General features: G+C 64.0%; 15 protein-coding genes. 14 read left to right on the top strand and 1 reads right to left on the bottom strand.

Annotated elements, in window-relative coordinates:
• Positions 1 to 80: 80 nt before the first annotated feature.
• The 14 genes from AC1DVM_RS08385 to pobA all read left to right on the top strand — a co-directional run bounded on the left by AC1DVM_RS08385 (position 81) and on the right by pobA (position 12,422).
• On the top strand, positions 81 to 1,259 hold the full coding sequence (locus AC1DVM_RS08385; protein ID WP_477253641.1) for an ABC transporter substrate-binding protein: 1,179 nt from the start codon (positions 81 to 83) through the stop codon (positions 1,257 to 1,259).
• 82 nt (positions 1,260 to 1,341) lie between these two features.
• On the top strand, positions 1,342 to 2,205 hold the full coding sequence (locus AC1DVM_RS08380; RefSeq protein ID WP_477253639.1) for a branched-chain amino acid ABC transporter permease: 864 nt from the start codon (positions 1,342 to 1,344) through the stop codon (positions 2,203 to 2,205).
• Between the two features lies 1 nt (position 2,206).
• Positions 2,207 to 3,199, top strand: coding sequence for a branched-chain amino acid ABC transporter permease (locus tag AC1DVM_RS08375; RefSeq protein WP_477253638.1), 993 nt, complete (start codon positions 2,207 to 2,209; stop codon positions 3,197 to 3,199).
• On the top strand, positions 3,196 to 3,954 hold the full coding sequence (locus AC1DVM_RS08370) for an ABC transporter ATP-binding protein (protein WP_477253636.1): 759 nt from the start codon (positions 3,196 to 3,198) through the stop codon (positions 3,952 to 3,954). Before AC1DVM_RS08375 ends, AC1DVM_RS08370 begins: the two co-directional genes overlap by 4 nt.
• Complete coding sequence (locus AC1DVM_RS08365; protein ID WP_477253635.1) at positions 3,935 to 4,651, top strand: ABC transporter ATP-binding protein; 717 nt, start codon at positions 3,935 to 3,937, stop codon at positions 4,649 to 4,651. The genes AC1DVM_RS08370 and AC1DVM_RS08365 overlap by 20 nt, the downstream gene beginning before the upstream one ends.
• 8 nt (positions 4,652 to 4,659) lie before the next feature.
• Positions 4,660 to 5,454, top strand: coding sequence for a 3-oxoadipate enol-lactonase (pcaD, locus tag AC1DVM_RS08360; protein WP_477253634.1), 795 nt, complete (start codon positions 4,660 to 4,662; stop codon positions 5,452 to 5,454).
• Positions 5,447 to 5,881 (top strand): 4-carboxymuconolactone decarboxylase, encoded by a 435-nt coding sequence (gene pcaC, locus AC1DVM_RS08355; protein ID WP_477253632.1) that lies wholly within the window; start codon positions 5,447 to 5,449, stop codon positions 5,879 to 5,881. The genes pcaD and pcaC overlap by 8 nt, the downstream gene beginning before the upstream one ends.
• Entirely contained in the window at positions 5,871 to 6,596 is a 726-nt protein-coding gene (gene pcaH / locus AC1DVM_RS08350; protein ID WP_477253630.1) for a protocatechuate 3,4-dioxygenase subunit beta, read from the top strand. Before pcaC ends, pcaH begins: the two co-directional genes overlap by 11 nt.
• On the top strand, positions 6,596 to 7,222 hold the full coding sequence (gene pcaG, locus AC1DVM_RS08345; protein WP_477253628.1) for a protocatechuate 3,4-dioxygenase subunit alpha: 627 nt from the start codon (positions 6,596 to 6,598) through the stop codon (positions 7,220 to 7,222). The genes pcaH and pcaG overlap by 1 nt, the downstream gene beginning before the upstream one ends.
• 16 nt (positions 7,223 to 7,238) lie before the next feature.
• On the top strand, positions 7,239 to 8,084 hold the full coding sequence (locus tag AC1DVM_RS08340; protein WP_477253626.1) for a CoA transferase subunit A: 846 nt from the start codon (positions 7,239 to 7,241) through the stop codon (positions 8,082 to 8,084).
• A gap of 2 nt (positions 8,085 to 8,086) precedes the next feature.
• Positions 8,087 to 8,872 (top strand): CoA-transferase subunit beta, encoded by a 786-nt coding sequence (locus AC1DVM_RS08335; RefSeq protein WP_477253624.1) that lies wholly within the window; start codon positions 8,087 to 8,089, stop codon positions 8,870 to 8,872.
• A 2-nt stretch (positions 8,873 to 8,874) separates the two neighbouring features.
• Positions 8,875 to 10,080: a 3-oxoadipyl-CoA thiolase gene (gene pcaF, locus AC1DVM_RS08330; protein WP_477253622.1), complete on the top strand. Its 1,206-nt coding sequence runs from the start codon at positions 8,875 to 8,877 to the stop codon at positions 10,078 to 10,080.
• Between the two features lie 8 nt (positions 10,081 to 10,088).
• A complete protein-coding gene (locus AC1DVM_RS08325; RefSeq protein ID WP_477253620.1) occupies positions 10,089 to 11,144 on the top strand; it encodes a 3-carboxy-cis,cis-muconate cycloisomerase in 1,056 nt (351 codons plus the stop codon).
• 108 nt (positions 11,145 to 11,252) lie between these two features.
• Positions 11,253 to 12,422 (top strand): 4-hydroxybenzoate 3-monooxygenase, encoded by a 1,170-nt coding sequence (pobA, locus tag AC1DVM_RS08320; RefSeq protein ID WP_477253618.1) that lies wholly within the window; start codon positions 11,253 to 11,255, stop codon positions 12,420 to 12,422.
• A gap of 13 nt (positions 12,423 to 12,435) precedes the next feature.
• On the opposite strand, the gene AC1DVM_RS08315 is transcribed toward pobA, so the two are convergent.
• Positions 12,436 to 12,681, bottom strand: a complete 246-nt coding sequence (locus AC1DVM_RS08315) for a hypothetical protein (RefSeq protein ID WP_477253616.1) — start codon at positions 12,679 to 12,681, stop codon at positions 12,436 to 12,438.
• Positions 12,682 to 12,789 lie beyond the last annotated feature (108 nt).

Here is a 12,789-nt window from a genome sequence, read left to right as displayed (position 1 = left end):
CGGCCGAACGGTTCATGGTGGGCGCCGAAAGGCCTAGTGTGGATCGGCAGGCTGTCGCGAAACAGTTCGGAGGAAATGCCATGGTTGGACGCAAGATATTGGGGGCTGCGCTCGGCGCGCTTCTACTCGGCACCGTTTCGGTGTCCGCAGACACGATCAAAGTCGGTATCATCGGGCCGTTTTCGGGTCCGTTCGCCCTGCAGGGCAAGAACTTCCAGGCCGGTGTCGAAGCGTTCATGGCGCTCAACGGCAAGAGCGTGAAGGGTCACGAGGTCGAGGTGATCTATCGCGATCTTCCGGCCGCCAATCCGGCGCAGTCCCGGGCACTGGCGCAGGAGCTCGTAGTCAAGGACAAGGTGCAATATCTCGGCGGCGTCTATTTCACGCCCGACGCCATGGCGATCACGCCTCTGCTCAAGCAGGCAAATGTCCCGCTGGTGATCTTCAACGCCGCGACGTCGGCCATCATGAACACGTCGCCCCTCGCGGTGCGCACCTCCTTTACCACCGCGCAGACCACCACGCCGCTCGGCAAGGTGGCGTTCGATCGCGGCATCAGGAAAGTGATCAGCGCGGTCAGCGATTACGGCCCCGGCGTGGATGCCGAGGCGGCGTTCAAGAAGGCCTTCGAGGCGGCCGGCGGGCAGGTCGTGGAGGCGGTCAGAATGCCGCTGAACACCAACGATTTCAGCCCGATCATGCAGCGCGTGCGCGATTCCAAGGCCGATGCGGTGTTCGCGTTCCTGCCCTCCGGCCCGACGACGCTGGGTTTCGTCAAGGCCTATAACGATACGGGTTTGAAGCAAGCCGGAATCAAGTTCCTGGCGCCGGGCGACCTGACGCAGGAATCCGATCTGCCGGCGCTGGGCGATGGCGCGCTCGGCCTTTTGACCTCGTTCCATTACGCAGTGTCGCACGACAGCCCGGAGAACAAGAAATTCGTCGAGGCGGCCGCCAAGGCGATCGGCTCGCCGGAACAGCTCTCCTTCCCGGCGGTCGGCGCCTATGACGGCATGTACGTGATCTACAAGATGATCGAGGCAACCGACGGCAAGCAGGATTCCGAGAAGGCGGTCGCTTCCGTCAAGGGATTGACCTGGACGAGCCCGCGCGGCCCGGTCAGCATAGATCCGGAAAGTCGCCACATGACCCAGAACATCTATCTGCGCGAAGTGGCCAAGGATGCGCAGGGCAAGGGCTACAACAAAGAAATACAGACCTTCGCAAACCAGAAGGATCCGGGATTTGTCGCACCCTGAGCGGCAGATCTTCTGCAGGGGACGGGGCGCTCGCCTGCGCTCCTTCGCCTGACTTTCGCTGCGGCCGCGCGGGACATTTCGAATGCAGACCGTCTTCAGCATCGCCATCGATGCGCTCGCCTACGGAATGGCGCTGTTCATCATCTGCATCGGCCTGTCGCTGACGATGGGGCTGATGCGGGTGGTGAACCTCGCGCACGGGGCTTTTGCGATGATCGCCGGCTATATCGCGTCCTACGCGGTGCGCGATCTCGGCCTCGGCTACGTGGCGGCGATCCTGTTGGCGATGGCCGGAACCGTCGCAGTCTCGATCCCGCTGGAGCGGTTGCTGTACCGCCGCATCTACGGTTCGCCGCAATTGACCCAGGTGCTGATGACGATCGGCATCACCTTCTGCGTCATCGGCATCACGAACTATTTCTTTGGCCCGACCTTGAAGACGATCCCGCTGCCGGAAGCGTTGTCGCAGCCCATCGATCTCGGCTTTCGCTCGGTCGCGGCGCATCGGCTTTTCGTGGTGGCGTGCGGCGCGGTCGTTGCGTTTGGGCTGTGGTTTCTGATCGAGCGGACGGCATTCGGCATCAGGCTGCGGGCGACGGTCGACAACGCGTCGATCTCCGAGGCGCTCGGCATCCGCACGCAGGTCGTCTACACGATCAGCTTTGCCATCGCGATGGGGCTTGCGGCCTTCGGCGGCGTGGTGGGTGCGGAATTCCTGCCAATCGAGCCCTATTACGCGCTCCGCTACATGGTGACCTTTCTGGTCGTCGTGTCCGTGGGAGGCGCGGGCTCGATCCCCGGCGCGCTGATCGCATGCCTGGTCCTTGGCGCGGTTGACACGACAGGCCGGTACCTCATGCCGGAATTCGGCAATTTCTTCTTCTACGCCGCCGTCATTGCCATCGTGTGGGTCTTTCCGCGCGGCCTTCTTGGAAAGGCGCAATAGGATGCGGGCGGTGCTAACCAGCGAGGCTCTACGGGCGCTGCCCGCGATGCGCGGACGTCTCGCGCGAGATGCGATGGGCGCCCTGGCGATCGCAGCTCTCGGCATTGTGGGTTATTTCGCGTTTCCGGACAGTCTCGCGCTTCTCACGCGGCTGATCGCGCTCGCCCTGCTGACGCTTTCGCTCGATCTGGTGGTCGGCTATTGCGGCGTCGCAACGCTCGGCCAGGCGGCTTTGTTCGGCGCGGGCGCCTATGCGGCCGGCATCGCCTGCGTGAACGGCGTGACCGAACCGTTGTCGCTCATCGGGATTGGCGCCATCGCCGGATCGGTGGCGGGGTTGCTCATGGGAATCGTGATGCTGCGCGCCCATGGCCTCGCGCAACTCGTGCTCTCCATCGCCATCGTCCAGCTCTTTCACGAGGCTGCCAACAAGGCGTCGACCTACACGGGCGGCAGCGACGGCCTGGCAGGGCTCGTCGTCGGACCGCTTTTCGGCGTCTTCGAGTTCGACCTCTGGGGGCGCACCGCCTATCTGCTGGGCGTAGCGCTGCTGGTGGGCGTCTTCGTCGCGCTGAAATTCGTCGTTTCGTCGCCATTCGGCATGTTGTGCCGGGGCATCAAGGAAGACCCCATCCGGATCCGCGCCATGGGCGCCTTCGTGGCACCGAACCTCCTCAAGATGTTCGTGATTTCAGGCTTCATCGCCGGGATGGGGGGTGCGCTCGCCGCTATCTCGACACAGGTGGTCGGGCTCGACAGCGTCAGCTTCGAACTGTCCGCGAACGCGCTGGTGATGCTCGTGCTCGGGGGCATCGGCACGCTCTATGGAGCGATCGTCGGCACCATCATCTTCATGGGTTTCGAACATATCGTGTCGGCCATCAATCCGTTTCATTGGCTGACCATGGTGGGCGCGCTTCTCATCGCGGTCGTCATCGCGGCGCCGCGGGGCGTCAGCGGGTTGTTCGACAGGCTGTGGAGCCATCGGTCATGACGGAGTTTCAGGTCGACAACCTGTCCAAGGCGTTCGGTGGCCTGACCGTCAGCCGCGATATTTCGCTGGCCATGCAGGAAGGCGCGCGGGTCGCTCTGATCGGACCGAATGGCGCCGGCAAGACGACCTTTGTCAATCTCGTCACCGGCCAGCTCCGACCGGATGCCGGCACGATCCGCCTCGGCGGCGAGGACGTGACGCGGGAAGGCTCGGTTAGGCGCGTGCGCAAGGGCCTGGTGCGAACATTCCAGGTCACGCGCCTGTTTTCCGACATGACGCCAGAGGAGCATGTGACCCTGACGGTGCTTCAGCGCGAAGGCAGGGCGTCGCGCATTCTCAGCCGTTTCCGCGACTCGGCCACAGCCGGCGAGGTGGAAAGCCTGCTTGGCGCGCTGGGATTGATGGAGGTGGCGCGGCGCAAGGTGGGCGAGATCGCCTATGGCCAGCAGCGCCTTCTCGAGATCGCGCTCGCGCTGGCGCTCAAGCCCAAGGTGCTGCTTCTCGACGAACCGGCCGCCGGCGTGCCCCAGAGCGAAACGCCGCGCATCGAACAGGCGCTCGAACGGCTCCCGCCGAGCCTCGCCGTCTTGATGATCGAGCACGACATGGATCTCGTCTTCCGGTTTGCCAAACACGTAGTCGTTCTCGCCGCGGGCGAGATCATCTTCGAGGGCGTGCCGTCGGAAGTCGCAGCGAACATCAAGGTCCGCGAAGCCTATCTGGGAAGTTATGCCGATGCCCGCAAGCACGCTTGACCTTCGCGGCCTCAGCGCCGGCTACGGTCCGACACTCGTCATCGAGGATCTGTCCCTGTCGGTGGGAGCGGGCGAACGGCTCTGCATCCTCGGCCGGAACGGCATGGGCAAGACCACGCTCCTGTCGAGCATCATGGGGCTGACCCGGCACTATGCCGGCGCGATCGCGCTGAACGGCGAGGATATCGCGAGCCAGCGGGGCTCGGAACGCGCGCGGCGCGGTGTCGGGCTGGTGCCGCAAACGCGGGACATCTTCCGGTCGCTCACGGTCGAGGAAAACCTCCTCGCGGGCATCAAGGATCGGCCCCGCGACGTCATCCGGGAGGCCTACGAGATGTTTCCGCGCCTCGGCGAGCGGCGGCGCAATCTCGGTTGGCAATTGTCGGGCGGCGAGCAGCAGATGCTGGCGACGGCGCGCGCCATTCTCGGACGGCCGACGCTTCTCCTGCTCGACGAGCCGCTGGAGGGCTTGGCGCCGGTCATCTGCGACGAGCTCATGGTGGCGTTCACCCGCCTTGCATCCAGCGGCGATATGACCATCCTGCTGGTAGAACAGCGTCTGGAGGCGGCTCTCGACTTTGCCCAGAAGGTGCTGATCCTGGAGCGGGGCAGGGTCGTCTGGACGGGCACGAGCGAAGCCTTGCGCTCAGACGATGGTCTCATAGAGCGCTATATCGGTGTCGGCACCTTGCATTGAGATTGATCATGGCATTCACGCGCGCAAACGACATCGTCGTCCATCACCAGATCCTCGGACGCGAAAACGCGCCGGTCATCGTGTTCGCCAATTCCCTCGGCAGCGATTTCCGGATCTGGCAGGCGGTCGTGCCGCTTCTTGCGGATCGTTATCGTATCATGCTCTACGACAAACGCGGCCACGGCCTGTCCGATGCGCCGGCGGGGCCTTACACCATCGACGATCACGCGGATGATCTTCTGGCACTGCTCGACCATCTCGATATCGCGCAGGCCGCGCTCGTCGGTCTTTCCGTCGGCGGCATGATCGCCCAGCGCATCGCCGTCAAGGCTCCCGCGCGCGTGCGGGCTCTGGTTCTCTGCGACACCGCGGCGAGGATCGGCACGCGGGAGAACTGGGCGGAGCGGATCGCCGCCGTCGAAGCTTCGGGGATYGACGCCATCGCCGATAGCGTGATGCAACGCTGGTTCACGCCGGCCTTCCGCAGCGCTCAGCCGGATGAATGGGCAGGCTGGCGCAACATGCTCGTTCGCACGCCGGCGCGCGGTTATGTGGCGACCTGCGCGACCATCCGCGATGCGGATCTCACGGGAGACGCCGCGCGTATCGCCGCGCCGACCCTCTGTCTTGTCGGCGATCAGGATGGCTCGACCCCGCCCGATCTCGTGCGGCAGACCGCCGATCTCATTCCCGGCGCCCGTTTCGAGATCATCGACGGGGCGGGGCATATCCCTTGCATCGAGCGGCCGGATGAAACGGCGGAGCTCATCGGACGGCATTTGCGGGAGGTCCGGCATGTCTGACAGCCATCGCAGCGAACGCTACAAAACCGGCATGGCGGTCCGGCGAAAGGTGTTGGGCGATGCCCATGTGAACCGCGCGAGCGCGCAGATCACGGAGCTCGACGCGGACTTCCAGACCTTCATCACCGAGGGCGCCTGGGGTTCCGTCTGGTCGCGGCCGAATTTGACGCTTCGCGAGCGCTCCATCGTGACCATCGCGCTTCTCGCTGCCTTGGGACAGGACGAGGAAGTGGCGATGCACGTGCGCGCAACCGCCAATACGGGGGCGACGAAGGACGATATCCGCGAGGCGCTGATGCATGTCGCCGTCTATGCCGGCGTGCCGGCCGCCAACCATGCCTTCAAGATTGTCAAGAAAGTGCTTGCCGAGATGGAATTGGATGCGTCCGAAGCGGGGACCAAACAGGGAGCGTCGCATGTCAGATGAGGGATCCTATTTCCAGCGCGACCGCGGCTGGCATCCGCCCGCCTTCACGCCGGATTACAAGACATCGGTGCTGCGCGCGCCACGCTATCCATTGCTCTCGCTCGATAACACCATCTCGGAAACGACCGGGCCCGTCTTCGGCCACTCGATCCTCAGTCCGCTCGACAATGATCTGATCCGCAACTACGCGAAGGATGGCGACGCCATCGGGCAGCGGATCATCGTGTATGGCCGCGTGCTGGACGAGAACGCCCGGCCGGTTCCCGGCGCGCTGCTCGAATTCTGGCAGGCCAATGCGGGCGGGCGCTATCGCCACAAGAAGGAAACCTATCTCGCGCCGCTCGACCCGAATTTCGGCGGTTGCGGGCGGACGATTACGGATTCGCAAGGGGGCTACTCGTTCCGCACCATCAAGCCCGGACCCTATCCGTGGCCGAACGGTGTCAACGACTGGCGGCCCGCCCACATCCATTTCTCGGTTTTCGGCCACGCTTTCGCGCAGCGCCTCGTCACGCAGATGTATTTCGAGGGCGATCCCATGATCTGGCAATGCCCGATCGTGCGCACCATTCCCGACAAGGCGGCGATCGAGCAACTGGTGGCAGCCCTCGACCGTGAGGCGGCGCTGCCGATGGATTCGCTTGCCTACAAATTCGACATCGTGCTGCGCGGACGACGCTCGACGATGTTCGAAAATCGGCCGGAGGGAAATTGATGGTCCAGAAACTCGGACGTCTCAAGGAATCGCCGTCGCAGACGGCAGGCCCTTATGTGCATATCGGCACCAATCCCAACTGGGTCGACATCGCCGGCGTGTATGAGACCGATCTCGGCCATGCATTGGTCGGGCCGGACACGAAAGGCGAGCGTATCGTCCTGAAGGGACGCGTCATCGACGGCAGCGGCACGCCGCTGAAGGACGCGCTCATTGAAATCTGGCAGGCGGATGCGGCAGGCCTTTACAATTCCCCGCAGGAAAAGCGCGGACGGGCCGATCCGGACTTCACGGGTTGGGGGCGCATTCCGCTCGATGCGGTGACCGGCGAGTATCGTTTCGAGACCGTCAAGCCGGGGCGCGTGCCCTATCGCGACGGGCGCTTGATGGCGCCCCACGTGACATTCTGGATCGTGTCGCGCGGCATCAACACCGGGCTCCACACGCGGATGTATTTCGGCGACGAGGAGAAGGCCAATGCCGAGTGCCCGGTCCTGGCGCGGATCGAGCACAAGATCCGGGTTCCGACCCTGATCGCGCCGCGCACCACCGAGAACGGGATCGTCACCTACGGTTTCGACATTCGCCTTCAGGGCGAAAACGAAACCGTCTTCTTCGACATCTGATCGACGAAAGAGTTCCATGGCCCGCTTCCAGAGCCTTCACGATGCTGTCGCCGACAATCTCAAGGACGGCGACATCGTCGCTTTCGAAGGGTTCACCCATCTCATTCCGCACGCGGCGGCGCATGAGGCGATCCGGCAAGGACGACGCGATCTCACGTTGATCCGCATGACGCCGGACATCATCTACGATCAGATGATCGGCATGGGTTTGGCGAAGAAGGTGGTGTTCTCCTACGCGGGCAATCCCGGCGTGGGTCTGCTCAGACGGATGCGCGATGCCATCGAGAATGCGTGGCCCCGGCCGATCGAGACGGTGGAGCATTCGCACGCGGCCATGGCCAATGCCTATGAGGCGGGCGCCGCCGGGCTGCCATGCGCGGTGTTTCGCGGCTATCGCGGCGCGGGGCTGAAGGACGTCAATCAGACGATCAAGAGCATTATGTGCCCGTTCACCGGCGAGGAGCTGGCGGCGGTGCCGGCCCATCGGCCGGACGTGGCGTTCATCCATGCGCAGAAAGCCAACCGGCGCGGCGACGTCCTGATCGAAGGGATCATCGGCGTGCAGAAGGAGGCGGTGCTGGCGGCGAAACGCGCGGTCGTGACGGTGGAGGAGATCGTCGAGGATTTCGACGGGCTGCACCCGAACCTTTGCGTGTTGCCGCATTGGACCGTCACGTCGATCGTCGAGGTTCCCGGCGGCGCGCATCCGTCCTATGCGCACGGATATTATCAGCGCGACAACGGAGGCTATCTGGAATGGGACCGGATTTCGGCAGACCGTGATCTGTTCGCGCGCTGGATGCGCGATAACGTGCTGGAGGCCACGCCTGACGTCTTCGCCGCGCGCGTGAAAGGGCTGTGACCATGACCGAGGTTTCCGGCATCACCCCCAACGAGATGATGACCATCGCGGCCGCGCGCGCCTTGTCGAACGACGACGTTTGTTTCGTCGGCATCGGGGCGCCCTCGGCGGCCTGCAACGTGGCGCGCCTCACCCACGCCCCCGGCATCACGTTGATCTATGAGAGCGGCACGATCGGCACCGCGCCGAGCGTTCTGCCGCTCTCCATCGGCGATGGCGAGTTGTGCGAGACGGCGGTCACCACCGTACCGGTTCCGGAGATGTTTCGCTATTGGCTGCAGGGCGGGCGCATATCGGTCGGTTTCCTGGGCGCAGCCCAGCTCGACCGTTTCGGCAACATCAACACCACGGTCATCGGCGACTATCATCGTCCCAAGGTCCGTCTGCCAGGCGGCGGCGGTGCGCCCGAGATCGCCACATCCTGCAAGCAGGTCTTCATCACCATGAAGCAATCGACGCGTGGTATGGTGCAGAAGATCGACTTCTACACCTCGTTCGGACACGGCGAAGGCGGTGATCATCGCCGGCGGCTCGGCATCGACACGCAGGGGCCGACGCTCCTCATCACCGATCTGGCGCTCTGGAAACCGGCCCCGGAGACGAAGGAATTCACCGTCGTCTCGATGCATCCGGGCGTGACGCGCGAGCAGGTGCAGGAGACATGTGGCTGGAGGGTCCGTTTCGCCGAAGACGTTCAGGAGACGCCTCCGCCCAGCGTGCTGGAATTGACGACATTGCGTGAGTTGCAGGCGCGCACCGATCATGCGCATGGCAAAAGCGGAGCGTGACGATGCGGGACGCTTTCATCTGCGCCTATGTCCGGACGCCCATCGGCCGTTATGGCGGCGCATTGGCGAGTGTCCGGCCCGACGATCTCGCAGCCATTCCCCTGCGGGCTTTGATGGAGCGCTTCCCTTCAATCGACTTCGCGGCTGTCGACGATGTCGTGTTCGGCTGTGCCAATCAGGCCGGCGAGGACAATCGCAACGTTGCCCGCATGTCGCTGCTGCTCGCAGGATTGCCGGAATTGGTTTCCGGAACGACGATCAACCGACTGTGCGGTTCCGGCATGGATGCGGTGATCGCCGCCGCGCGGGCCATCCGTTCCGGCGACGCGGATCTCATCGTCGCGGGTGGCGTCGAATCGATGTCGCGGGCGCCTTTCGTCATGCCGAAAGCCGAGACCGCCTTTTCGCGTAATACCGAGATTTTCGATACGACGATCGGCTGGCGGTTCGTCAATCCGCTGATGAAACAGCAATACGGCGTCGATTCCATGCCCGAGACCGGCGAGAACGTCGCTGAAGATTTTCGCATTGGGCGTGACGACCAGGACGCGTTCGCTTGTCGCTCGCAACAAAAGGCCGGCATCGCCCAACGAAACGGACGGCTCGCGCAGGAGATCGTTCCGGTGACTATCAGGCAGCGCAAGGGCGATTCCATCGTCGTTGCGATGGACGAACACCCGCGTGGCGAGACCACACTGGAGATGTTGGCGAGATTGCCGACGCCGTTCCGTCGGGATGGCACCGTGACCGCCGGAAATGCGTCCGGCGTCAATGACGGCGCGGCGGCGCTTATCGTCGCGTCGGGCGAGGCGGCAAAGGCCTATGGGCTCGAGCCGCTCGCGCGGATCCTCGGTGGCGCGGCGGCCGGTGTCGCACCGCGCATCATGGGCCTCGGGCCCGTGCCCGCGACCCAGAAACTCTGCGCGCGGCTTGGCCTGCGCCCTATTGATTTCGATGTCGTGGAACTCAACGAAGCGTTTGCGAGCCAGGGCATCGCCGTGTTGCGCGAACTGGGGATCGCCGAGGACGCGCCGCACGTGAATCCCAATGGCGGCGCCATCGCGCTCGGCCACCCGCTCGGCATGTCGGGCGCGCGCATCGTCGGAACGGCGGCGCTGGAACTCAAACTCACGGGCAAGAAGCGGGCGCTCGCCACCATGTGCGTCGGCGTGGGGCAGGGCATTTCCATCGCTCTCGAGGCGGTTTAGGCTTCGGCATGAAGACGCATTCCACAACTCCTCTTCTTCAGGCCCTCGTCGGCGACGCGGAGGTCGCGGCGTGTTTTTCGAACGAGGCGGAATTGGCGGCCATGCTCCGCGTGGAGGCCGCCCTCGCCGAGGCCGGGCGCCAAGCCGGCATCCTGCCGCAGGCCGCGGCGGATGCCATTCGCAAAACCTGTGAGAATTTTCGGCCGGATTGGCAGGCCCTGGCGGAGGGGCTCGCCCGCGACGGGGTCGTGGTGCCGGCCCTCGTCAGGCAATTGCGACAGGCGGCAGGCGAGTCTTTCGGCCAATATGTCCATTGGGGTGCGACAAGCCAGGACATCGTCGATACCGGCCTCATGCTGCGCCTGGCAGACGTTGTCGGGATCCTGCTGAATCGACTCGATGCTCTCGTTGGCGCCTTGCAGAATTTGAGCGCGCGCGACGGCGACATTCCGTTGATGGCGCATACGCGCATGCAGCGGGCTTTGCCGTTCACCGCAGCCGGTAAGGTCGAAACCTGGACCGCGCCGCTCATCCGCCATCGGAAGAGGTTGCTCGCGCTGGCGCCGAACCTGCTGGTCGTTCAACTCGGTGGTCCCGTCGGCACGCGCGCCGAGTTTGGCGACAAGGGCGATGCGGTGGCGAGGGAGATGGCGCGGCTGCTCGATCTGGCGCCGGCGCCCGCCTGGCACGCAGAGCGCGATCGCGTGGCGGAGTTCGCATCCTATCTGTCGCTCCAGTCGGGAACGCTCGGAAAGATCGGTCAGGACATCGCCTTGATGACGCAGAACGAAATCGGCTCCCTACGTCTGCCCTCGGGGGGAGGCTCGTCCGCCATGGCGCATAAATCCAATCCCGTCGACGCGGAAGTTCTCGTGGCGCTCGCACGGTTCAACGCGGGCCTTCTCGGCACGCTTCATCAGGCGCAGGTGCACGAGAACGAACGGTCGGGTGCTGCGTGGACACTCGAGTGGATGGTGCTTCCGCAAATGGCGATCGCCGCCGCCGCCGGGTTGCAGAAGGCGAAAGCGCTGATCGCGGGTGCGCAATTCGTCGCTTCAGCGTGAGCTTGAGCATGATCGCGAAAGTCGTGACGCTGTTTTCGGGTGACACCATCCGTCAAGCTGTTGGAATCGGTCACATGCGTTCGCCGATGTGATTTAGGGGAGGGCCGGATGCGTGTTCAAGTCGCGATCATCGGAAGCGGACCCGCCGGCCTCCTGCTTGGTCGGCTCCTTGAAAATCAGGGAATTGAAACCGTCATCCTTGAACGCCGCACGCGCGATTATGTGCTCGGTCGCATTCGCGCGGGCGTGCTCGAACAAGGCAGTGTCGAGCTGCTCGATCGCGCCGGAATAGGCGCCCGCATGCATGCCGAAGGTCTGGTCCATGACGGAATCGAGTTTTGCTTCGACGGCGACCGTCACCGATTCGATTTTCGCGAGCTCATCGACCGACATGTGATGGTCTACGGGCAGACCGAGGTCACCCACGATCTCATGGATGCGCGTGACGCGTCGGGAGGGAAAACCATCTATGGGGCGGACGAGGTGTCGCTTCATGATTTCGACGGCGAGAGTCCGAAGGTTCGGTACGTGAAAGACGGGACCACGCATGAAATCGCGTGCGATTTCATCGCTGGCTGCGACGGCTACCATGGTGTGTCGCGACAGAGCATTCCGGGAAATTCGATTCGGACCTTCGAACGCGTCTATCCGTTCGGCTGGCTCGGCATTCTCGTGGACCGGCCTCCAGTAGCCCCCGAGTTGATCTATGCCCATCACAGCCGGGGCTTCGCACTATGCTCGATGCGATCGCTCACGCGCAGCCGCTACTACCTGCAATGCGCCGCAGGCGAGATGGTAGAGAGCTGGTCGGACGACCGGTTCTGGGACGAAATCCGCATTCGTCTGGACGGGGAAACCGCCGAGAAGCTCGTGACAGGCCCATCCATCGAGAAATCCATCGCGCCGCTCAGAAGCTTCGTCGCCGAGCCCATGCGGTTCGGCCGTCTGTTCCTTGCCGGAGACGCGGCCCACATCGTTCCTCCCACGGGCGCCAAGGGGCTGAATCTGGCCATGAGCGACGTGCGATATCTGGCGGACGGCCTAGTGGAGCATTACGCAGAGCGCTCGAACGCCGGCATCGATGTCTATTCGGCGCGCGCCCTGGCGCGGGTCTGGAAAGCGGAACGCTTCTCGTGGTGGATGACGTCCATCCTGCACACGTTCCCTGACACGGACGATTTCGGTCGGCGGATTCAACGCAGCGAGTTCGAGTATCTCGCGGCCTCCCGCCCGGCCGCGCAATCTCTTGCGGAAAACTATACCGGATTGCCGGTCTAGTTGGCCCCGGCTCCTAGTTGACGGCGTAGGAGGGGGCATCCCCCATGATGGCCGCGGCCGCGGCCATCAGCAGGGCTTCGCCGAGCTCCCGGGCGCGTTCGGGTGTCATCGCAACCGGCATCTTATGGCGGATGCCTTGTGCGAAATCCTCGGCATTGGCTGCGATCTCGATCACCATCATGGCGTCGCGACCGTCGAGGGTGCCGACGGAAAAACCGGTCAGGGCGCCGATGAGGTCGAGGTCCAATTCGGGAGGCATCTGCGTTTCCACTTCGTTACTGAACGTTACGCAGATGTAGCGCGTTCTCGAAACCTCGTCTGCTCTCCGGCTATACAGTGGATAGTGTTGCGGGAGGCGATTTTAGCG

The organism is Microvirga sp. P4_A5 (assembly GCF_056402495.1).
The sequence above is the reverse complement of the archived record's forward strand: the minus strand, read 5'-3'. Positions and strand labels throughout refer to the sequence as shown.

Coding starts and splice junctions, on each gene's coding strand:
- AC1DVM_RS08385 (WP_477253641.1), top strand. CDS start 81: ATGGTTGGACGCAAGATATTGGGGGCTGCGCTCGGCGCGCTTCTACTC.
- AC1DVM_RS08380 (WP_477253639.1), top strand. CDS start 1,342: ATGCAGACCGTCTTCAGCATCGCCATCGATGCGCTCGCCTACGGAATG.
- AC1DVM_RS08375 (WP_477253638.1), top strand. CDS start 2,207: ATGCGGGCGGTGCTAACCAGCGAGGCTCTACGGGCGCTGCCCGCGATG.
- AC1DVM_RS08370 (WP_477253636.1), top strand. CDS start 3,196: ATGACGGAGTTTCAGGTCGACAACCTGTCCAAGGCGTTCGGTGGCCTG.
- AC1DVM_RS08365 (WP_477253635.1), top strand. CDS start 3,935: ATGCCCGCAAGCACGCTTGACCTTCGCGGCCTCAGCGCCGGCTACGGT.
- pcaC (WP_477253632.1), top strand. CDS start 5,447: ATGTCTGACAGCCATCGCAGCGAACGCTACAAAACCGGCATGGCGGTC.
- pcaH (WP_477253630.1), top strand. CDS start 5,871: ATGTCAGATGAGGGATCCTATTTCCAGCGCGACCGCGGCTGGCATCCG.
- pcaG (WP_477253628.1), top strand. CDS start 6,596: ATGGTCCAGAAACTCGGACGTCTCAAGGAATCGCCGTCGCAGACGGCA.
- AC1DVM_RS08340 (WP_477253626.1), top strand. CDS start 7,239: ATGGCCCGCTTCCAGAGCCTTCACGATGCTGTCGCCGACAATCTCAAG.
- AC1DVM_RS08335 (WP_477253624.1), top strand. CDS start 8,087: ATGACCGAGGTTTCCGGCATCACCCCCAACGAGATGATGACCATCGCG.
- pcaF (WP_477253622.1), top strand. CDS start 8,875: ATGCGGGACGCTTTCATCTGCGCCTATGTCCGGACGCCCATCGGCCGT.
- AC1DVM_RS08325 (WP_477253620.1), top strand. CDS start 10,089: ATGAAGACGCATTCCACAACTCCTCTTCTTCAGGCCCTCGTCGGCGAC.
- pobA (WP_477253618.1), top strand. CDS start 11,253: ATGCGTGTTCAAGTCGCGATCATCGGAAGCGGACCCGCCGGCCTCCTG.
- AC1DVM_RS08315 (WP_477253616.1), bottom strand. CDS start 12,681: ATGCCTCCCGAATTGGACCTCGACCTCATCGGCGCCCTGACCGGTTTT.